The organism is Aliiroseovarius halocynthiae (assembly GCF_007004645.1).
In the GTDB taxonomy this organism is placed as follows: domain Bacteria; phylum Pseudomonadota; class Alphaproteobacteria; order Rhodobacterales; family Rhodobacteraceae; genus Aliiroseovarius; species Aliiroseovarius halocynthiae.
Window position 1 is genome coordinate 115,343 of record NZ_ML660020.1, and the last position, 19,782, is coordinate 135,124.

Below are 19,782 nucleotides of genomic sequence, written 5' to 3' on the forward strand. Positions count from 1 at the left end.
TTACTTCGCGGCTTTCAAGCGTTCCAAAACGCTTGCGCCAGTTGCTTTTGTCCGGTCGCCGAAACCCGCATCCTCAAGCCGGTCGGCGACATTGTGATGGGCCAGGTCCTGATCAATTTCCCGCAGGATCTCGGCCTGTTCGAACGGGTCATCTTCGTTCAGCACGTTGTGGATCAGCTCTTCCGCCTCTTCCAAGGCTCCTGCCCCAGACAAGGTTGTCGCCAGCTTGTGATGTACGCCTGCCTCGACCCGTGAAGCACGCGCTGCAATCGCACCCTGTTTCAAATCTGTGATACGCCGGTTCACCGTTTCGACTGAGGCACGCAAACGGATCACCCGCGCCTCTAGCCGTTCCTGCGTTGCCAAACGTGTGGCACGTTCGTTTTCCAGTGACGCGATGGCCGTTGCGGCCTCTTGCGCCAGCTTGTCGCGCTTGGCTGCCAGCGCCTCGGTCGCGCGTGTTTCAAGATCAGTGATGCGACCGGTCAGCGTGTCGACCATCCGCTCTTCCGTGCGGGCGCGCTGGGTCAAGGCGGCCAAACTCATCTTCGCAGCTTTGAGCCCCTGATTGGCTTCTCGAATTTTCTGGTCGATCAGCTCGATCGAGTATGTCTCTCGCACCCGCTCTTCTGCGCGGGCGTTTGCCCCATCAAAAAGTGTCTTCAAAGTTCTGAACATCTGCGCCTCCAGTCTCGTGAACAACGTTCATACAATACAGATAGCAAATCATGAACATCGTTCAAGAACAATTTTGAACGATGTTCATAATTTTTTAGGAATAGCTTTAATGTCAGATACTTAGTTCGCAGAACCTGTCAGTTCGGTCAGGGTTTTCTCGATCATCAAGGCAATCATTTCCTTCGGAACACCCGAGATTCGCTGTTCCAGACCCAGCAAAACGATTCCATGGACCGACGAAAACAGCGCGCGCGTCATTAAGGCAATTTCCTCTGCACCCCGCGTAGGCCACAAATCGGCCAGCGTTTCCGAGATATTGGCGAACAGCTTGTCCAACTCGGCCTGATACCAATCGGGCACCTCGGCAACTGTCATGTGCAAATCGAACAGCGCTCGCCAGAGGTTGGTGTGTGCGGCGGCAAAATCCAGATATGTCTGCGACATCGCAATCAACACCCGCTGGGGTGATTGCCCCCCTGCCAAATGACGACTTTCAGCAATGTCCCGCCCCATCGCCAGGAAAGTTCGACCATTCACGGCCATCACCAGCGCATTCAGATCCTCAAAGACATTATAGATGGCACCTGTTGCACAGCCGACATCCTTTGCCAACTCGCGTGCTTTGATCGCGCCCGCTCCATCGCGCTTAATGCGCTCTTCTGCCGCCTCAATCAGGGCCAAACGCAATGCTTCGCGCCTTATTTCGCTTTTCCGTACCATGCATGCCCCACATTTGAACCACGTTCAGAAATAGCGGGACATCAAATCAGAGCAAGGGAAAATTCACTCAGCTGCCCAGATACCACATAAAACATGCCACCAATCCTGCCACCAAAAGCAGATTGAACGACAGGCTTGCGGTCCAGTTCAGAAAGATGTTCTTGCGGCGCCGCCACGGGTCAATTGACAGAAGATACCGCTCTATATCGGATGCAGCCAGATCCAACGCCGCCTCATCCAATTGGCGCAGCAACCGGGGATGCTCTGCCCGCGATGTTGCATCAACCAACATCTGGCCCTTCACCCGCAAATGTCGTGGCAACAAGCGCCCTGCCCGGCGCAGCTTGGCATCGAAGCTTTTGCCCCGAACATCCAACCGCTCCTCCAATAGCTGGGACAGCCGCTCTGTTCGCGCTGCAATATCCAATTCTATCCCCGATATGCCTTCCTCAACGGCGGCAAGCATAACTGCATCTCACATGGATCGAAAACCCAAAAGCGATATGCGTCAGTTCCGGGTTCAATCCGTGTGCGCATCACGGTATCAGAGCTTATGCTTACGATGCAGACATTCGGGGAAGACACCACCCGCCCGCCCATCCTGATCGTGCACGGGCTTTTCGGCTCGGGCCGGAATTGGAATGTGATTGCCAAGCGCCTGTCGGATGAACGGCGCATTGTTTCCGTTGATATGCGCAACCACGGCGACAGCCCGCAATTCGCGACGCAAAGCTATTACGACATGGCCGAGGATCTGGCGAAGGTTGTGCGCCAGATCGGCGGACAGGCCGATGTGATCGGACATTCCATGGGGGGCAAGGCGTCGATGATCCTTGCGCTTGATAACGGTGCCTTGGTGAACCGGCTTCTGGTGGCCGACATCGCTCCGGTTCCGTATGCCCATAGTCAGCAGTCGATGATCGAGGCGATGCGCAGCATTGACCTGAGCCGTGTGAACACGCGCGCAGACGCTGATCAACAGTTGGCACAGGTTCTGGATGACGTGTCGGTGCGGGCCTTCCTGCTACAATCCCTGAATGTAAAGGCGCGTCAGTGGAAGCTGAACCTGAACGTGCTGGAGGCTGAAATGGCCAAGATTGTTGGCTTCCCGGATGTCTCGGGCACGTTTACTGGGCCCACATTGTTTCTGGCGGGTGCAACCTCGGACTATGTCCTGCCTGAACATCGCCCCACAATCAAAGCGCTGTTTCCAGCCGCCAGACAGGCCAAAATCCCGGGTGCGGGCCACTGGCTGCATGCAGAGAAACCGCGCGAGTTTGAAGCAGCCGCGCGCAGTTTCTTGAATCACCCCGCCTAGCAAAACAAAACCCCGCATCAAGGCGGGGTTTTTTAGATGCGCTTACGATTGACGTGTTGTCTTAGTGCGTCCACGGACCACGGCGGTTGGTGGCAAAGTTTTCACCATAGCCGCCAGCACGGATATTCTGTTTGCGTTTATGCGGCTCTGTGACCGTCGCTTCGATCCCATGCTCTTTGGCATAGTCCAGTGCGGCGGCCTTACTTTGGAACTTCAGGCGGACTTGGCTTTGCGTGTCCGACGATCCTGTCCAGCCCATAAGTGGATCAATCTCGCGCGTCTCATCAGCGGCATATTCCAGCACCCAAACCTTGGTCTTTCCCATACCCGACGACATTGCATTGCGGGCGGGCTGATAAATACGAGCACGCATTCGGCATCTCCTTGCAGATCTGGGATGGTTATCCGTCAACCGCGCCTGCATTTCAAGGCGGAATCAAAGGCGTGCAGCAGCTGAACGTTTACGCTGCGATAATCTCGGTCAATTCGATATCCGTGAGTGCGGCGATGAGGTGAGAGCAGAGTGACTGCCGGTAACGACGAGGGAGCGAGGGGTGGGGTGGGTGTATCGTCGCCACCGGCAGTCCGTTCTGCTGCTTGCCTAATCACGCTAGCGCAGCGGTTGCACGACCACAAGCGCTAAATACACTTCGAATTGAAAAAATTCACACGCAAAGTGCATTTTTTATTCTTTTTTTACAGATGCTTAGCTGGCTCTCTTGCAAATCAAGAACCACGAGATGATTGAAGATTACATCATCTTATGATTGCTAGGAATTGTAACATCCAAGCAATCTTTTAGCTTTGTGCCACCATACTCTTCCAATTTAGTTAACACGGCAATTCACCAAAAATGGGGAGATACGCGAGGTTTCATAGCATCGCCCACTTGAAGAAGAACAAAAAGTGACCATTCTGGAAGGAACGGAGAGATTCGCATGACCCATGACGCACAGCCCCACAGCCCCCTGACGAACCCAACCATGGCCCCGATTGCCCGCCCCAAGTTGGAAGGCGGCAAGCGGTTTGTCATGCATACACCTTTCCAACCAGCGGGGGATCAGCCCACGGCGATTGCCGAATTGAAAAGCGGCATTGAAAATGGCGAGCGCGATCAGGTGCTTTTGGGGGCGACCGGCACAGGCAAAACCTTCACGATGGCCAAGATCATCGAGGAAACCCAGCGCCCTGCGATCATCCTAGCGCCCAACAAAACCCTCGCCGCCCAGCTTTATGGCGAGATGAAGGGCTTCTTCCCTGACAACGCGGTCGAGTATTTCGTCAGCTACTACGACTATTATCAGCCCGAAGCCTATGTCGCGCGATCGGACACCTTCATCGAGAAGGAAAGCCAGATCAACGAACAAATCGACCGGATGCGCCACTCGGCCACGCGGGCGCTTCTGGAACGTGATGACGTGATCATCGTGGCGTCGGTCAGCTGCATCTACGGCATCGGCTCGCCCGAGACCTATACCGCTATGACCCAAGACATCACGGTGGGCGAGGAATACGACCAACGCGCCATGATGCGCGATCTGGTCGCCCAGCAATACAAACGCAACGACAACGCGTTTCAGCGCGGATCGTTCCGCGTTCGCGGCGATAGCCTTGAGGTCTGGCCCAGCCACCTTGAAGATCGCGGTTGGCGCTTTTCCTTCTTCGGGGAAGAGCTGGAAAACATCACCGAATTTGACACGCTGACCGGGGCCAAGACCGATACGCTGGACAAGGTGCGCATCTATGCGAATTCACACTATGTGACGCCGACGCCCACGCTGAAGCAGGCCATCCAAAGCATCAAACAAGAACTTGCGCTGCGCCTGAAGCAGTTCGAAGACGAAGGCAAACTACTGGAAGCCCAGCGCATCGAACAGCGCACTAAGTTCGACCTTGAGATGCTCGAGGCCGCCGGGTTCTGCAACGGGATCGAGAACTATTCGCGCTATCTGACGGGCCGCGCGCCGGGCGAACCGCCCCCCACCCTGTTTGAATACATCCCCGACAACGCGATTGTCTTTGCCGACGAAAGCCACGTGTCCGTGCCGCAAATCGGCGGCATGTATCGCGGTGACTACCGGCGTAAATTCACTCTGGCCGAACATGGGTTCCGTCTGCCGTCCTGCATGGACAACCGCCCCCTGAAGTTCGAGGAATGGGACGCCATGCGCCCGCAATCCGTCTTCGTGTCCGCAACACCCTCGAATTGGGAGCTGGAGCAGACCGGTGGCGTCTTCGCTGAACAGGTCATTCGCCCCACGGGCCTTCTGGACCCCGAGGTCGAAATCCGCCCCGTTGAAATGCAGGTCGACGATCTGCTGGATGAGGTGCGCAAGGTGTCGGCCAACGACATGCGCACGCTGGTCACCACGCTGACCAAACGCATGGCCGAAGACCTGACCGAATACCTGCACGAACAGGGCATCCGCGTGCGCTATATGCACTCGGATATCGACACGATCGAACGGATCGAAATCCTGCGCGACCTGCGTCTGGGCGCGTTCGATGTGCTGGTCGGCATCAACCTCTTGCGCGAAGGCTTGGACATCCCCGAATGCGGGCTGGTCGCCATTCTAGACGCGGATAAAGAGGGATTCTTGCGCTCTGAAACCTCGCTGGTGCAAACCATCGGCCGTGCCGCCCGAAACGCCGATGGCCGCGTCATCATGTATGCCGACCGCATCACAGGATCGATGGAGCGCGCCCTGAAGGAAACCGAACGTCGGCGCGAGAAACAACATGCCTATAACGTTGAACATGGCATCACGCCCGAGACGGTGAAGAAGAATGTCGAGGACGTGCTGGCCGGGCTTTACGACGGCGACACCGACATGTCCCGCGTCACCGCCACCATCGACAAACCCATGGTCGGCGACAATCTTCTGACCCATCTGGAGGGCCTGAAAGCCCAGATGCGCAAAGCGGCCGAGAACCTCGAATTCGAAGAAGCCGCCCGCCTGCGGGATGAGGTGCATCGCCTGGAGGCCGTAGAGCTGGCCGTGGCGGATGACCCCCTTGCGCGGCAGTCTGCGATTGAGGCGGCTGGCGAGGCTGCGCAGAAGGCCAAGGGGCGCTCAACGGCAGGGAAGCCGGGGCAACGGGCTGGGCGTGGGAAGAAGAGATAAAGTAACTTTAGTTTCGAACAAGGAACCAAGCTTTGGAAATTTTGATTTTTGTTCTGCTTCTTGTTGTCGCTTTCGCAGGCCTCGATACGCTTCACCCTAGAGCTTCAGAAGCATTGTCCAAAGTCTTGCGCGCCGAAGGCATCTCCTCCACTCGAACCGGGGACCCCATCGACGGAATAATCGGTAAAAGCGCGTTCATTATCTCGCTACTTTTCAGCAATAGAACTGGCATCTCGATTAGAGCATGCATGGTTTTTGTACTACTTGTCACAATCCTGTCCGTCCGTCTGTCCGTCTCCGCAGGAAACGTAGAATTTCGCAGCCTGGGCGAAATTCTACGTCACTACACATGGTCGAATACTCTTAGTACAGCGCTCATCTTCCTATTCGCCACCATAAACTGTTGGTTCAGCGTTTTCATAATGACTGCCGTTCATTTCATTTGGCGGACCCGGAACATAGCAGGGATTTGGCGCGTGATAATCGAGTTTCTCATATCGAGTTCTCCAAACGTGACCATTATGATGGTCTCGCTGGCATTTTCTGGGTATATGGGTATTGATATCAACAGCGGCCTTAGTGGCGGGTTTCAGATTGCCCGAAGCAGCATAGAAAATAACTCACTGCAATTTGTACACATTATTCTTTTCATCGCGAGTGGCGCGCTCGTCGGGCTGTCCGTTCCTGTTGCAACAACATCAGTACATATACTGGGAATATGTTTAGTGATTGGGGCAAGAACAGCGGTAAAAATACTACAGCCAGTATTCGTGCTCGGCCATAAATTAGAACTCAGCGTTTATCGTTTTCCTTTCACGTTTCTAGCAATGCTCGCCTCAGCTAGTGTCGCGCTCCTTGATTTGGTCTGGGGCTAGCCAGCGCCGCAATCAACTAACAGCATCAAAACATGGCCGGAAACACCACCCCTCACGCAAGCCCAAACCACCCCGAGCGGCACCTCAACCGGCCTCTCGCCTGTCGCCCGGAAAATCGCCTCGGCCAGAGCAGGCGCTGCGGGCGGAACGGGCAACGCCCTCACCAACGGATTGTATGTTTATGATCCCAGCTGTGGAAAGTACCTATGCGCGAAGCGCCAAAAAACTAGGCTCACAGCGTGAGCCACCAGATACCATGAGGGCGCGCCGCAGCGCGCCCACTTTGTAAAATCAGATCTTAGCTTACGCTGGCCATACGCAAACCTGCGCGCGATGCGGTGGGCAGGTCCTTTAGCATCGCAGCGATCGACGACCGCATGGTGGTATATAGCTCCAGCGCGTCTTCGATGTCGTCAAGATCCTTGCCGCCGTCCACCGACGGGTCCGTCTCTTGCGCGGCGATTTCCTTTAATCGCAGGGTCACGGTTTCGTTGCCGATCTCTTTGCCCTTCATCTCTTTCAGATAGGCCTCCAACGACGGAGCAGCCGGGCGTTTCGCGCCTTTCGCGATCGCATCCCAATAGACACCCAGAACAATCGCATGGGCGCGATGCAGGTGGAACGCGGCAGCCGTCGGCATATCAAACGCAATGCAGCGCATCGCCTGATCCAGATCTGTCACCGCATCCGGAGCCTTGCCGGTCACGGAAGCCGGAAATGCCAGATGGCCGCGCTCGATCAGGATAGACGTGTCAAAGGCAGATTTCTGGTCGACGATGAAAATCTCGGCCTCGGACAGAGTGGCTTCCAGCTCGGCCTGGAACGCCATATAGCAATCGCGGACATCGACAACCAGTTCGGGCGTAGGTGGGGTCGCCCCCGCACCGTCACGCATGCAGAATTGAAGCAGTTTCTGCATGCGGCTGTATAGCTCTACCGACACAGCTTCGAGGTTCGGAAGTTGCTCGACACTGCTGGCAACGAACTCCTCGACGCCCTTCATGGCGTCCTGCACAATCGCACGCACTTCGTCGCATGTTTGCGGCTGACCGCCTGCGTCCTGACCGGTTTGCAACTTCAAGATATCGGCGGTGCTTTGCCCCAGAGCGTACAGATATCCAACTTTGATCTTATTCATGTGAGCAATCCTCTCTTCGTCCGGCGCAGAACAATACGATGAATTCATTTCGTCAATGAAATCAAATAGCGTGTGCAATGGCGGCGTTCACTTTACACTAAAGTGATACACTTTAGACGCACCTGCATGCGGCCACACACAACCATAGGATCAATCAGCGGTGTGGAATGCCACCCTCCATCGAGCAAGAATCACCACAAAGCACGCCTCCATTTCTGAAGGCGCACCATCATGTCGGCCATGCTAAAGCTTGGAATCCAGCTGACTGCGATCATGCGAAGTCGAAGGACTCTCCGAACGGCATCTGGGTTGGGCGCTCTCCGGTCGCCCGGAAAATCGCCTCGGCCAGCGCAGGTGCGGCTGGCGGGACCGGGGGTTCGCCGACGCCGGTCACATAGTCCCGGTTCTCCATCCCGCGCACGAAAATCTCAGGCGCTTGGTTGTTGCGCAGGCCTTCGAAGTCAAAGAAGTTCTCTTGCTCGGCCATGCCATCGGCATAGGTGATCTGGCTGTTGATCGCGTGGCCCAGCCCCCAGATCACGCCGCCTGCGACGAGGTTCTCAAAATTCACGGGGTCCACGACTTTGCCCACTTCGGCAGCGACCCAGACTTTGTCCAGCTTGATGCCGTCCTCGCCATTGGTGATCTCGATGATCTGCGCGCAGGGGGTACCGAAGGATAGGCAGAAGGCCACGCCGCGGGCTTTGTTTGCGGCCAGATCTCCGCCCCAGCCCGACATCTCGGCCACGGCTTCCAAGGTCTTGCGCGAGGGGTCATCCGTCATCAGGCGCAGGCGTTCCTCGACCGGGTCCGCGCCGGCCTCGTGGATCAGCGCATTCAGGAAGTTTTCGTGGAAGAACCCGTTCTGCGACGCGCCAACAGAGCGCCACGAGCTGACCGGCCCAAGCTGCGGCGCGCGGTATCCTGTCACGCGATAATTCGGGATCGCATAGGGTTGATCCCATAAGGCCTGCGTGATTGTGGTGTCGGGACCGGGAACCGGAAAGCCCTGCCGTTCCACCATCTGACTGTCCATGACCGAGGGTGAGGCGACCTTGATCTCCATCGCGGTCACTTTGCCGTCAGCCACAGCCCCCCGCCCGCGCATCATCGCGATTGGCCGGGTGAAGTCCTGAAGCGTATCTTCCTCGCGCTTATAGGTCAGTTTGACCGGCGTGCCCTTCATCGCCATCGCAAGTTCGGTCGCGCGTTTCACCACCTCGTCTTCCAGACGATGTCCGAAACTGCCGCCCATCATCAGGATGTGCACATGCACGTCATCGGCGTCCATGCCGGTCATCTTGGCGACACTGGCTTGCGTCATGCGCGGGATTTGGTTGCCGGTCCAGACATCGACGCGGCTGTCCGTCACCAGCACGGTGGCGTTCATCGGTTCCAGCGGTGCGTGGGCCAGATAGGGTGCGCGGTATTCGACCTCGACCGTGGCGTCTGCCCCGTCTAGATCGCCGTCATCGCGCGGGGTTGCATCCGCGTCGCCAGTGTCGATTGTGTCTGCCAGCACCTGCCAGTGTTGATCTTGTTCCGCCGGATAGGGGGCACTGTCCCATTCCACTTCAATCGCGTCTACCGCCTGAAACGCACGCCACGTGTTGTCGGCAATCACGCCCACACCGCCGGTGACAGGGATCACCTTTTGCACGCCGCGCATGGTTTCAACCTCGGACGCGTCGAACGAGATCATCTCGCCGCCCTTGCGGGGGTTCACGCGGACGGCAGCATGCACCATGCCATCCATCCGCATGTCGATGCCATAGCTTTGCGTGCCAGTGGATTTCGCCACCATATCCACGCGTTGCATGGGCTTTCCGACCAGACGCCATTGGGTCGAAGGGCGCAGGGTCACATCTGTCACCGGTGCGATCTCGGCAGCCTTCGCAGCCAGCGCCTGATACGGGATCCGTTTGCCGTCTGGCAGCACCACCGCGCCGCGTTCAGTCTTCAGCTGCGTGACCGCCAAGCCAGACATATCGGCCGCGGCGGCCTTCAGTGTCTCGCGAGCGACGGCGCCCGCGGCGCGAAGCTTTTCGAACCCGTCAGGCACAGTGGTCGAGCCGCCGGTGATCTGCATCCCCATCAGTTTGACGACTGCCCCCATAAAGCCGCGCATCCCCTCGGCGACCGCGCCACGATCTGTCGATGGGAAGGGAACGCCCTCGCCCGCGATGGCAGTGTTCCAATAGGCGGCTGAAGGTGGGCCGGGATCGACGTTGATCTGGTCAAGCTCGATGTCCAGTTCTTCGGCGATCAGCGCCGCCTGAACCGAATACGCCCCTTGCCCTTTGTCAGCACGTGGCGTGATCAGTGTGACGCCATCGGCATTGATCAACACATAAGGCGTCAGCGCAGCTTCGCCCTGCGCCAGATCATCATCCAGCGGATTATCCACGGGCTGTTTGTATTTGTAATAGCCAAAGGCGACCCCGCCCAGAATGGCGGCCGAGCCGACAAGAAAGGTGCGGCGGGCGATGGTTCCGATACGTCCCATGATCAGCCCTCCTGCAGCGATTGCGCGGCGGTTTTCACAGCTGCACGAATACGGGGATAAGTGCCACAACGACACAGATTGCCAGACATTGCATCGTCAATGTCTTCGTCCGTCGGGGCCGTGTTGTTCGCCAGTAAATCAGCGGCCTGCATCATCTGCCCACCCTGACAATAGCCGCATTGCGCGACTTGATGCTTCAACCACGCCGCCTGAACCGCGTGCATCTCGCTGGGGTTACCCAGACCTTCGATTGTTGTGACAGGCCCGTCAATGTCCCCAACCAACGTCTGACACGACCGCACAGCAACCCCGTCCACATGCACCGTGCAGGCCCCGCAGGCAGCAACACCACAGCCATATTTAGGCCCGTCCAGCTTCAACTCGTCCCTAAGTACCCACAAAAGTGGCATGTCATCTTCGACATCCACATCGTGCATGACACCGTTCACAGAAAGCTTCATCGCGTTGATCCTTTGGCTAGTGGGGTTACACATCGCGTCAACTTGAGCGGTCACTTAATGACCCTCGGTCATTTACATTGTTCATAGAAGAATCGTTAACGCAACCCCCAAATATCAGGCGCGACTAGATGACGAACCGGTAATTGCGATGGTCTCGAACCAGGCAACTGGCGAGAAAACTGAGGTGTTCGTGACCAGCCTCCCCGCGCGCGCCTCGCTCATGAGGAGAGTCTGCAGGTCGGATTTTCCTACTCCTCGATTTCGGCTTGGGTAAGCTTGGTGGGCGCAGGGTCCTCAAATTGTTCAAGCGTCCGACACGTTCCTGCGGACGCCTGATTTCCGAACGATGAGTGCAGTCTGGCATTGTTGTGTTCCTAGCGTCAAAACGCCTGCTTTCTGCATGCATTATCTAGGCTTCAAACATCTCTTGGTTCAGCGGTTCAGCGCGCAGGATGCCGTTGAATAGCGTGATGAACGCATTCTGCTGCAGATTGCCCAGGTCGATGTTCAGATTGGATTAGCCATCTTGATCAAGTGTTGGGTGATTGGCTTTCCAGTTGGCTTTGGGCTGACTTTTTCTGTTGAGCCTGCTAAGTGCATGCCTTTGCAACAAAGGTTTGAACAATGACACTTTCAAGAACCATAGCCGAGGAGCTTGTTCGTTCGATCCACAAATTTTCAGACAGGTGCGCATTGTCGGATACGCAGCGCCAAATCAGTTACGCAAGGCTTGGCCAGTATGTTTCTGATTTGAATCTGCGCCTTCATGGCCATCAGGTGATCGGAATCTTCGGAGCGCCTGGCCTGGCAATGTCAGCCAGCGCTGTAGCCTGCGTCATACATGGTCGCCCGTTCGTGCATCTCGACCCGGCGATGCCGCAGATGGTGCTGCACAACATCCTGTCTGAGCTCAAGGTCAGCCTGGTGATCACCTGTGAGGGCCTGGAAACCGGCCAACTGCCACGTGACTGTATAACGATTGAAGCGAAAGCGCTTTTGGCTGAGGCGCCGGCCGCACATGCTCCAATTTTCACCGAACCTGTTTTGCCCACCGACCCGATTTACCTCGTAGCGACCTCTGGCACCACCGGACGCCCGAAATGTATCCCAGTGTCGCAGGACGCGGCCTTCTTGTCTTATGAATGGCGCGACACCTATACTCCATATACACCTGACACCCGCGTTGGCATTTATGTCTTTGCCATCTGGGAAATGCTCCGCCCCCTTCGCAAGGGAGCAAGCCTGTGGTTTCCGGACGCAGGAACTCTGTTTGCCCCGGCCAATCTGGCGGATTTCCTGATCCAGAACAGCGTCGACGAAATGCTGTTCACACCCTCGTTCTATGGCACCTTCCTGAACGCATTGCCTGCGGACAAAGCCACTGAACTGCCTTTGTCCCGCGTCATCTTAAATGGAGAGGTCGTCAACGACGATCTGATTGCGGCGTCTCTGCGTAAACTGCCAAACGCTGCGTTGTGGAACCTCTATAGTATTTGTGAAACGCATGACATCTGCATATCACAATTAACCAGTCCAACCGGCGACGCACCTGCGTCAGTAGGCATCCCCATGCAACATCTGCGTGCTGTCATTCTGGACGAGTCCGAAATCCCCTGCCCTATTGGCACCTCTGGTCAGCTTTACTTCGAAGGGCCGCGGATGCTTGGCCAAGGCTATGTAAACCGCCCGGAAGAGACCCGGCTTCGATTTCGGGAAATGACGATAGAGGGCCGTGAAGTCCGGCTTTACGATACGGGGGATCAAGCAAAGCAAACCGAAGATGGTACGCTTTATATCGAGGGCCGCATTGCGCATATGCTCAAGCTACGGGGTTTCTCGATCCAAACACGCGAACTTACTGACACAATGCGAGAGCGGTTGGGATTTTCGAGCGCGGCACCTTGGGTGGCAGAAGTTGGTGAGCGGGGGCAAAGCCTGATCTTCTACTTTGCCGCAGATACCGCGCAAGCTGCCCGCAACGCAACCAAGTGGGGGCTTGAGTTTGGCATCAACCGCATTCCCGCAACGCTGGCTGCAGAGCTGCGTGAGGCGCTGCCGCATTATTGTATCCCATCCTATCTTGTGCAGATGGACGCGCTTCCTCTTCATCCGGTTTCTGGCAAGGCTGATGTGCGTGCCCTGCCGCAAATCACGGACACCTTGCGTGGGGGTCATTCTGAGGACGCTGTGATCCTTGCCGCTGCACGTGCACTGGCCTGTGCACCTGCCGATATCGACCCCGCATTGAGTTTCCACGCCCAGGGCGGCGACTCGCTGATGTGTGTAAACCTGATGTTGGATCTTGAGAACACCTATGGCTTGCCGATTGATTTCGATCTGGCAATGAATGTCCCCCTGCACCGGATTGACCAATTACTGACACAAGAAGCTGACGCGGCCTCGCCTGTCGAGAACTTCGATCGACCCGGCATTCTATTGACCGGTGCCACCGGTTTTTTGGGAGGACACGTGCTGGCGCAAGCGGCGCGTGGTTTGCCTGAGGACGAAATCGTCTATTGCCTTGTGCGCGATAAAAACCGGAGCGCCCGGGATCGGCTCGACCAAGTAGCCAAAACCTTTGGTGTGGCTCACAGCCGCTATGTAATTGTACATGGCACGTTGGATGCGCCCTATTTCGGACTGGCACGCGAGAGTTATTCTGAGCTCGGGCAAGCGGTTACAAAAGTTGTGCATTGCGCCGCGATGGTGAACCTCGCAATCGGGCGGCAAGAAATGTTGGATTGGTCCGCACGCGGAATGACCACAGTGCTAGAGTTTTGTCGCGACGCTCAGGCAGATCTGCGGTTCACGTCTTCAACGGCGGTGTTCCCAGATCGCGGCGGGCCTTGGCCTGAGGGCTTAACACCCGTTTGGGAGGGGTGCACAGGCTATGGGGCGGCCAAGATTGCCGCCGAGGACACCATCCGCGCGTCTGGTATTTCATCGGCGATTGTGCGCTTGCCGTCGCTTTATGATCTGAACACAGCGAACCAAAGGGACATCTACGAGATCATCTTAGCTGCGTCGTTCAACGCGGCGCATATGCCGAAGGGGCTGGCTTTTCCAATGGTCGACGTTACCGCCGCTGCGGCGTTCCTGCTTGGCGACATAGCAACCTCAGAAGCGCCGATTTACAATCTACTTCCTGACCAACGCATCACGCCCCAAAGCCCGCACACTCTGGAAACGGGTGATTGGCTCGACGCTGTGGAACTGGACGCAGGAATTAAGAAAGTTATCTCCGAATTCCCGGACACAATGTGTGCTGATGCGCGGTTTGAAAATGCCGCCGCCCGCGCCGCCTGGAAGCGGATCAGCGATAAACCATTCGAAAGCATCAGCGACTCCGAGACCCTGCTCACGCTCCGTCAGAAAGCCTACCAGGGCGAACCTGCGTTGACCTCGAAATCCGACATCGTCAAAGCGCGCGCCGCGTCACTGGCCAAATAAGCGGCAAGCTCGGCGACTTCTTCTGGTTGCACCAATTGGTTTTGCGGGTTGGATTTGGCATATTCCGCACGCACCTCTTCAAGGCTTTGGCCGGTTGAGGCAACATCAGCGTCGATGAACTTGCGCAGCATCTCGGTCTCAACCCAGGTTGGGCTGATCGACACACAGGTCACGCCATGTTCAGCGCCCTCGAGGCTGACACTGCGTCCCAGCCCCAAAAGGCCAGCTTTTGAGGCGCAATAGGCCGCGTTGTTCGCCATGCCTGTATGAGCTGCCATGGAGGCGAGGTTGATGATCCTACCCCAGCCCGCAGATGTCATATACGGCATCACCGCACGGATCATACGAAAGGTTCCGCTGAGATTGATGTCGATTTGATCGTCCCAAACATCATTTGGGTGATCAATTATTGCGGCCTCGTCATAGACCCCCGCAGCGTTGACCAAAATGTCCACGCCCCCTTGCTTTGAAACGACGTCAGCAACGAAGTTGTCCACGCTGTCGGGCAATTGCACGTCTAACTCCGCGGCGGTGATACCCGCGGACCTCGTGCCGAGTTTCTCAGCAACATAGGCTGTATCCGCCGCACGGCGTGCACCGACAAACACCGATGTTCCGTCGCTCGCGAGCCTGCGTGCGATTGCCAACCCCATGCCCGACAGTCCGCCCGTTACGATTGCGGTCTTGGATTTCAATGACATTCTGTTCCACTTTTTTACCGGTCTGCTCTTGCAACACCTTAAGCTAGAAAGATGCAGGACTTACACCGCAATTCGACCCGTTGTGGGTGAAGTGGGCAGAATAAGTCACCTCGTTAGGTGTTTGACCAACCTTTCAAGCCCCACAAATCGAATCTGCTCACATCCTATCGTTTCTTCCGTTCCGTATTCCTCGTGGAAAGAGCCTTGTGGACACCGGCAAGGATTGTGCATCCGATCCCGCAACCGGTTTTTGATCAAAAGTCCAGGGACATCCGCCAGATTCGAGCAGGGTTTTAAGTCAGCCGCGAAGGCGCCCTTTTCGATTCGCGCTCTAGACTGGGCGGCCCGCCCAAATTTGGGGGGCCGAACCAATCCGGAAAATGTACTTCATTTTCCCCTACATGAAGAGCATTGGGTGTCATTCGAAAACAGCCAATTACTATATCGAGTTACGTCTTTAGCCTCCACTAACCGAGAGATGCGCAACTTGTGAGGCCGCCATCCACAACAATTTCCTGTCCGACGACAAAAGAGCTTCGCTTTGATGCTAAGTACAGTACTGCATCTACTTGATCAGATACTTCGCCCATGCGATTTGCTGGAGTGGCTGCGGATACAAAAGCCCTCGTTTGTTCGATTGCCTCGCCCGTAAGCCCCAACTTGTTGAAGATTGGAGTGGCAGTCGGACCCGGACTGATAGCGTTCACGCGGATACCTCTCGGCGCAAGCTCCGTCGATAAAGTTGAAACAAGCGACTTTACCGCTGCTTTGCTCGCCGCATATGCAACTGAATTTGGTTCGCCCATTTGATTGGCGACTGAAGTAGTCAAAATAATGCTAGCTCCGTCATTTAGATGCGGTAATGCAGCAGCAATCGTATTCACCGTGCCATGAAAATTGACGTCCATAACTTGCTTGAAATTTGCGGGGTCATGGCCTTCAAAGGGCGTAAACGCGGCGATGCCAGCATTTGCAAATAAGACATCAAACTGACCATTATGATGGGCTGCATCAGCCATGAAAACCTCAAGAGCCGAGCGATCGGTGACATCGCAGCTCCGACCAAAAACCTCCAGCTCCGCAACGCTTTGCGCAAGAGTCGCCTGATCACGACCTAGAATTGCGACCTTAGCGCCATCGGCTCGGAATGATTTAGCGGCGGCACGGCCGATGCCTGAATTTCCGCCAGTTACAACAATGGATTGGTTCTCAAAGCACATGGTTCTGTTCCGTTCTTTGGTTGATTTTGAGGATGACTACTAAGCGCAGCGCAATAATTGAAATTCATAGACATGATCTGTACATTCACACCATGAATGACAAACGCCGATTACGTAGCCTTGACCTCAATCTTCTGGTGGTCTTTGAAGCCGTTTATCGCGAACGGCATGTGACGCGTGCTGCGGAAAAGCTGGGCATGTCCCAACCTGCAATGTCAAACGCCTTGCAACGCCTAAGATCCACCCTAGGCGATGAGCTGCTAGTTAAATCACCCGCGGGAATGGAGCCGACAGAGCGTGCAGTCGAGCTAGCGGTGCCCATTCAAGGAATCCTTGCAGAGCTAGAAGATCTGCTCGCCAATCGGAGATTCGATCCTGCGACTGCGAAGGGTACCATAACGATAGCTGCAGTTGACTATTTCAACGTCATTCTGTTGCCGCCACTGATGCAAGTTCTCTCGGATCAAGCACCCGGCGTCTCTTTGCGCATCACCCCGACCAATGGCCGATCCTACGAGCTTCTTGACGTGAGCGAAGCAGATCTTGCGTTGGCAAGCTTTGGCGACGTGCCAGTTCGCTTCCAAAAGGATGTCCTGCGAAATGAGGGATATGCCTGCGTTTTGCGTCGCGACCACCCCGCACTTCTGTCGAACGGATTAACGCCAAAACGGTATGCCGAACTACGCCACATCCTTCACAGCCCTGGGAAAGACACACGTGGGAGCACCGATCAGGCGCTTGCGGTCCTCGGCAAGCAACGCCATGTTGCCCTCACGGTAAGCAGTTTCATCCACGCCGAAAGCATCCTAACTGTGACTGATATGATTTTGACAGCACCTCGAAGTGTTGCGGCAAGGCTTGCAGAAAACCCGGCTCTCACGACCATACCTTGCCCGGTTGCGGTTGATGCAAATGTCCAGCAGTTAGAGATGCTTTCTCATACAAGGCTTGGGAAAAGACCCCTGGTCGCCTGGGTGAGGCAGGTCCTTTTGGAGATAGCTGCTGTTGATCCGCAATAGGTGACGTTGAAACTCTCAAAGAACGCATAAAGCGGGATTGAGGAAGGCGTTCCCGATCAGAGTTGCGAGATAAACGCAGACCCTCGCGCGCGCAAAGTCGGTTTTTGAGCTCTTCGCGTTCATCAGATACGAAGCAGCATTGCACTAAGGAAGCTGGAGTAAATCTGGGTGGCAATCGAAGAGAAATGAAAAGCAACAATGAATGCAGATAGATCAACAAAAACAGCCCCATAAGGGGTTAAATGAGTACCAACAGAATTGAATGAAGATGGCGGGTGGCGGAGACGAAGGGATTCGAACCCTCGAGACGGTTTCCCGCCTACTCCCTTAGCAGGGGAGCGCCTTCGACCACTCGGCCACGTCTCCGTCGACCCGTTTAGCTTTGTCGCCCGGCAGGGGCAAGGGTCAAATAGCACTTTTAAGTCGGATTTCCGATTTGGATCTGTTTCAGCAAAACTGCCCAGCGCTTGACCCGCCGCCTATTGAAGGCTTTCCTAGGGGGAACGCCCACCACGAGCAGGGCTAATTTTCTTATCTGGTAAATGATTGCGAGGGCACAATGACCGCTGAATTCATGCTGATTACGTTTACCCTGTTTCTGGCAGGGGTGATTGCCGTTCCCATCGCCTCGCGTTTTGGGTTGGGGTCGGTGCTTGGCTATCTTGTGGCAGGCATAGCGATTAGCCCAATTTTACATTGGGCGGGTGCGGATGTGATTGCGCTTCAGCATTTTGCGGAATTTGGCGTGGTGATGATGCTGTTCATTGTCGGGCTTGAGATGAATCCCAAATCATTGTGGGAGATGCGCAGTCGAATCTTTGTGCTGGGCGGACTGCAGATTGGCATCACGACCGGTGCGGTTCTGGCCATCTCGCTGGCTTTTGGGCTGCCGATGACCGTCGGGCTGGCAATCGGTTTGGTGCTGGCGCTGTCTTCGACCGCGATCGTGAACCAGACTTTGCGCGAAAAGGGGCTTCTGCGTTCAGATGGTGGGCAGGCCAGTTTCTCGGTCTTGCTGATGCAAGATATTGCGGTGATTCCAATGCTGGCGCTGATCCCGTTGTTGGCGATGCCTGAACTGGGGGACGCATTATCGCACGCTGCGGATCATGGCGATGGTCATGGCGGTGGGCTGAACCTTAGCCTCGTCGACGGATTGAACGGCTGGCAAACGGCGCTGGTCACATTAGCCGCGATTGCCGGGGTGATCTTCATCGGAACCTATCTGACCACACCCATCTTCCGATTCGTCGCCAAGGCGCGCCTGCGCGAGCTGTTCGTCACCACGGCACTGATGATGGTTCTTGGCATTGCGCTGTTGATGACGATGGTGGGCCTGTCCCCCGCGCTTGGTACGTTCCTGGCGGGCGTCGTTATGGCGGGCAGCGAATACCGGCACGAGTTGGAAAGCGATATCGACCCGTTCAAGGGCATCTTCCTTGGCGTATTCTTCATCACCGTGGGTGCCGGGATTAACTTCGGGCTTCTGGGCAGCAATTTCGCGCTGATCATTGGACTAACCCTTGGCCTGATTGCGCTGAAGGCCGGCGTGTTGATGGTGCTTGGGCGAGCATTCAAACTGCAAGGGGGCGACAAGTGGCTGTTTGCCCTTGGACTGGCGCAGGCCGGTGAATTCGGGTTCGTGCTTTTGTCCTTCACCGTGGCAAACGCGGTGATACCGCAGGACATCGCAGACCTTCTGCTTCTGGTCGTCGCGCTGTCGATGCTGCTGACCCCTGCCCTGTTCATCCTCTATGATCGTGTAATTGCCCCAAGATACAGCAACCAAGACGAACGCGAAGCGGACGAGATCGAAGGCGAAGCGCCCATCATCATTGCGGGCCACGGCCGCTTTGGCGGTATCGTGAACCGCACGCTACGTGGGGCAGGCTATGACACGACCGTTTTGGACTATTCGTCCGAGCAGCTGGAAATGCTGCGCCGCTTCCACATCAGTGTCCATTTCGGGGACGCCACCCGCCCCGATCTGCTGCACGCTGCTGGCATTGACGAGGCAAAAGTCCTGGTCATCGCCATTGATGACAAAGAGGCAATCACAGAACTGGTCCGATATATGGTCGAACATCACCCGCATGTGCATCTGGTTGCCCGCGCCATCGACCGCAATCACGTCTATGACCTTTGGTCTGTTGGGTGTCGCGACATCATTCGCGAGACCTATGACAGCTCGATCCGGGCCAGCCGCTCGGTCTTTGAAGCGCTTGGCCATACGCGCCCACAGGCAGAAAAGCTGTTGGCCGAGTTTGAAGCTGCCGACCGTGAAGTCATGCTGGATCTGGCTGGGCTTTACGACATCAACATCCCACCATTTGAAAACGAGCCCTACATGGCGCGCGTCGACGAGATGATGGAGGAATGGGAAGAACAGCTGCGTGGTCGGATGCAAGACATCAAGGCAGACAAGCCCACGGAATCACCCGCAGAATAACGCGGTGTGTATCGTTGTTCAGATATGATTCTGGGGATGGTGCGGTCGGCGGGAGACAGCACACCGCACCTCAAGTATCTGATTTCATTTTCATATTCCCTGCCCGCGATACTCCTTTTGTA

The 19,782-nt window shown here is 56.0% G+C and carries 15 protein-coding genes and 1 tRNA gene; 6 read left to right on the top strand and 10 right to left on the bottom strand.

Going from position 1 to position 19,782, the window contains the following annotated elements; all coding sequences use genetic code 11:
* The 3 genes from FIL88_RS09555 to FIL88_RS09565 form a co-directional block, all read right to left on the bottom strand.
* A complete protein-coding gene (locus FIL88_RS09555; RefSeq protein WP_142853627.1) occupies positions 1 to 678 on the bottom strand; it encodes a PspA/IM30 family protein in 678 nt (225 codons plus the stop codon).
* A 120-nt stretch (positions 679 to 798) separates the two neighbouring features.
* Complete coding sequence (locus FIL88_RS09560) at positions 799 to 1,398, bottom strand: TetR/AcrR family transcriptional regulator (protein ID WP_142853628.1); 600 nt, start codon at positions 1,396 to 1,398, stop codon at positions 799 to 801.
* 67 nt (positions 1,399 to 1,465) lie between these two features.
* A complete protein-coding gene (locus tag FIL88_RS09565; protein ID WP_142853629.1) occupies positions 1,466 to 1,864 on the bottom strand; it encodes a hypothetical protein in 399 nt (132 codons plus the stop codon).
* An 87-nt stretch (positions 1,865 to 1,951) separates the two neighbouring features.
* Between FIL88_RS09565 and FIL88_RS09570 the strand changes: the two genes are divergently transcribed.
* Positions 1,952 to 2,716, top strand: coding sequence for an alpha/beta fold hydrolase (locus FIL88_RS09570; protein WP_142853630.1), 765 nt, complete (start codon positions 1,952 to 1,954; stop codon positions 2,714 to 2,716).
* 61 nt (positions 2,717 to 2,777) lie between these two features.
* On the opposite strand, the gene FIL88_RS09575 is transcribed toward FIL88_RS09570, so the two are convergent.
* A complete protein-coding gene (locus FIL88_RS09575) occupies positions 2,778 to 3,089 on the bottom strand; it encodes an ETC complex I subunit (RefSeq protein WP_142853631.1) in 312 nt (103 codons plus the stop codon).
* Positions 3,090 to 3,654: 565 nt separating this feature from the next.
* On the opposite strand from FIL88_RS09575, the gene uvrB reads away from it, so the two are divergent.
* Positions 3,655 to 5,841, top strand: coding sequence for an excinuclease ABC subunit UvrB (gene uvrB, locus FIL88_RS09580; RefSeq protein WP_142853632.1), 2,187 nt, complete (start codon positions 3,655 to 3,657; stop codon positions 5,839 to 5,841).
* A gap of 32 nt (positions 5,842 to 5,873) precedes the next feature.
* A complete protein-coding gene (locus FIL88_RS09585; RefSeq protein WP_142853633.1) occupies positions 5,874 to 6,716 on the top strand; it encodes a hypothetical protein in 843 nt (280 codons plus the stop codon).
* 298 nt (positions 6,717 to 7,014) lie between these two features.
* Here the strand turns inward: FIL88_RS09585 and FIL88_RS09590 are convergent, their stop codons facing one another.
* From FIL88_RS09590 to FIL88_RS09600, 3 genes are all read right to left on the bottom strand, one after another.
* Positions 7,015 to 7,854 (bottom strand): hypothetical protein, encoded by an 840-nt coding sequence (locus FIL88_RS09590; RefSeq protein ID WP_142853634.1) that lies wholly within the window; start codon positions 7,852 to 7,854, stop codon positions 7,015 to 7,017.
* 271 nt (positions 7,855 to 8,125) lie between these two features.
* Positions 8,126 to 10,360, bottom strand: a complete 2,235-nt coding sequence (locus FIL88_RS09595) for a xanthine dehydrogenase family protein molybdopterin-binding subunit (RefSeq protein WP_142853635.1) — start codon at positions 10,358 to 10,360, stop codon at positions 8,126 to 8,128.
* Positions 10,361 to 10,362: 2 nt separating this feature from the next.
* A complete protein-coding gene (locus FIL88_RS09600; protein WP_142853816.1) occupies positions 10,363 to 10,821 on the bottom strand; it encodes a (2Fe-2S)-binding protein in 459 nt (152 codons plus the stop codon).
* 624 nt (positions 10,822 to 11,445) lie between these two features.
* Here FIL88_RS09600 and FIL88_RS09605 point away from each other — a divergent pair.
* Complete coding sequence (locus FIL88_RS09605; protein WP_142853636.1) at positions 11,446 to 14,271, top strand: AMP-binding protein; 2,826 nt, start codon at positions 11,446 to 11,448, stop codon at positions 14,269 to 14,271.
* Here the strand turns inward: FIL88_RS09605 and FIL88_RS09610 are convergent.
* Together FIL88_RS09610 and FIL88_RS09615 are read right to left on the bottom strand one after the other, a co-directional pair.
* Positions 14,199 to 14,972 (bottom strand): SDR family NAD(P)-dependent oxidoreductase, encoded by a 774-nt coding sequence (locus tag FIL88_RS09610; protein WP_142853637.1) that lies wholly within the window; start codon positions 14,970 to 14,972, stop codon positions 14,199 to 14,201. The two genes, FIL88_RS09605 and FIL88_RS09610, sit on opposite strands and share 73 nt — an antisense overlap.
* A 467-nt stretch (positions 14,973 to 15,439) precedes the next feature.
* Positions 15,440 to 16,192: an SDR family oxidoreductase gene (locus FIL88_RS09615; protein WP_142853638.1), complete on the bottom strand. Its 753-nt coding sequence runs from the start codon at positions 16,190 to 16,192 to the stop codon at positions 15,440 to 15,442.
* A gap of 92 nt (positions 16,193 to 16,284) precedes the next feature.
* On the opposite strand from FIL88_RS09615, the gene FIL88_RS09620 reads away from it, so the two are divergent.
* Positions 16,285 to 17,211, top strand: coding sequence for a LysR family transcriptional regulator (locus tag FIL88_RS09620; protein WP_185960901.1), 927 nt, complete (start codon positions 16,285 to 16,287; stop codon positions 17,209 to 17,211).
* 276 nt (positions 17,212 to 17,487) lie between these two features.
* Here the strand turns inward: FIL88_RS09620 and FIL88_RS09625 are convergent.
* Positions 17,488 to 17,577: transfer RNA gene (locus FIL88_RS09625), tRNA-Ser, on the bottom strand.
* A 193-nt stretch (positions 17,578 to 17,770) separates the two neighbouring features.
* Between FIL88_RS09625 and FIL88_RS09630 the strand changes: the two genes are divergently transcribed.
* The gene (locus tag FIL88_RS09630; RefSeq protein WP_142853640.1) at positions 17,771 to 19,660 is read left to right on the top strand and encodes a cation:proton antiporter domain-containing protein; all 1,890 of its coding nucleotides are present in this window, start codon (positions 17,771 to 17,773) and stop codon (positions 19,658 to 19,660) included.
* Positions 19,661 to 19,782 lie beyond the last annotated feature (122 nt).

What these genes read in the sequence shown, in the direction of transcription:
- FIL88_RS09620 (WP_185960901.1), top strand. Translation starts at nt 16,285, where the DNA reads ATGAATGACAAACGCCGATTACGTAGCCTTGACCTCAATCTTCTGGTG.
- FIL88_RS09605 (WP_142853636.1), top strand. Translation starts at nt 11,446, where the DNA reads ATGACACTTTCAAGAACCATAGCCGAGGAGCTTGTTCGTTCGATCCAC.
- FIL88_RS09630 (WP_142853640.1), top strand. Translation starts at nt 17,771, where the DNA reads ATGACCGCTGAATTCATGCTGATTACGTTTACCCTGTTTCTGGCAGGG.
- FIL88_RS09575 (WP_142853631.1), bottom strand. Translation starts at nt 3,089, where the DNA reads ATGCGTGCTCGTATTTATCAGCCCGCCCGCAATGCAATGTCGTCGGGT.
- FIL88_RS09600 (WP_142853816.1), bottom strand. Translation starts at nt 10,821, where the DNA reads ATGAAGCTTTCTGTGAACGGTGTCATGCACGATGTGGATGTCGAAGAT.
- FIL88_RS09610 (WP_142853637.1), bottom strand. Translation starts at nt 14,972, where the DNA reads ATGTCATTGAAATCCAAGACCGCAATCGTAACGGGCGGACTGTCGGGC.
- FIL88_RS09555 (WP_142853627.1), bottom strand. Translation starts at nt 678, where the DNA reads ATGTTCAGAACTTTGAAGACACTTTTTGATGGGGCAAACGCCCGCGCA.
- FIL88_RS09590 (WP_142853634.1), bottom strand. Translation starts at nt 7,854, where the DNA reads ATGAATAAGATCAAAGTTGGATATCTGTACGCTCTGGGGCAAAGCACC.
- FIL88_RS09570 (WP_142853630.1), top strand. Translation starts at nt 1,952, where the DNA reads ATGCTTACGATGCAGACATTCGGGGAAGACACCACCCGCCCGCCCATC.
- uvrB (WP_142853632.1), top strand. Translation starts at nt 3,655, where the DNA reads ATGACCCATGACGCACAGCCCCACAGCCCCCTGACGAACCCAACCATG.
- FIL88_RS09565 (WP_142853629.1), bottom strand. Translation starts at nt 1,864, where the DNA reads ATGCTTGCCGCCGTTGAGGAAGGCATATCGGGGATAGAATTGGATATT.
- FIL88_RS09560 (WP_142853628.1), bottom strand. Translation starts at nt 1,398, where the DNA reads ATGGTACGGAAAAGCGAAATAAGGCGCGAAGCATTGCGTTTGGCCCTG.
- FIL88_RS09595 (WP_142853635.1), bottom strand. Translation starts at nt 10,360, where the DNA reads ATGGGACGTATCGGAACCATCGCCCGCCGCACCTTTCTTGTCGGCTCG.
- FIL88_RS09615 (WP_142853638.1), bottom strand. Translation starts at nt 16,192, where the DNA reads ATGTGCTTTGAGAACCAATCCATTGTTGTAACTGGCGGAAATTCAGGC.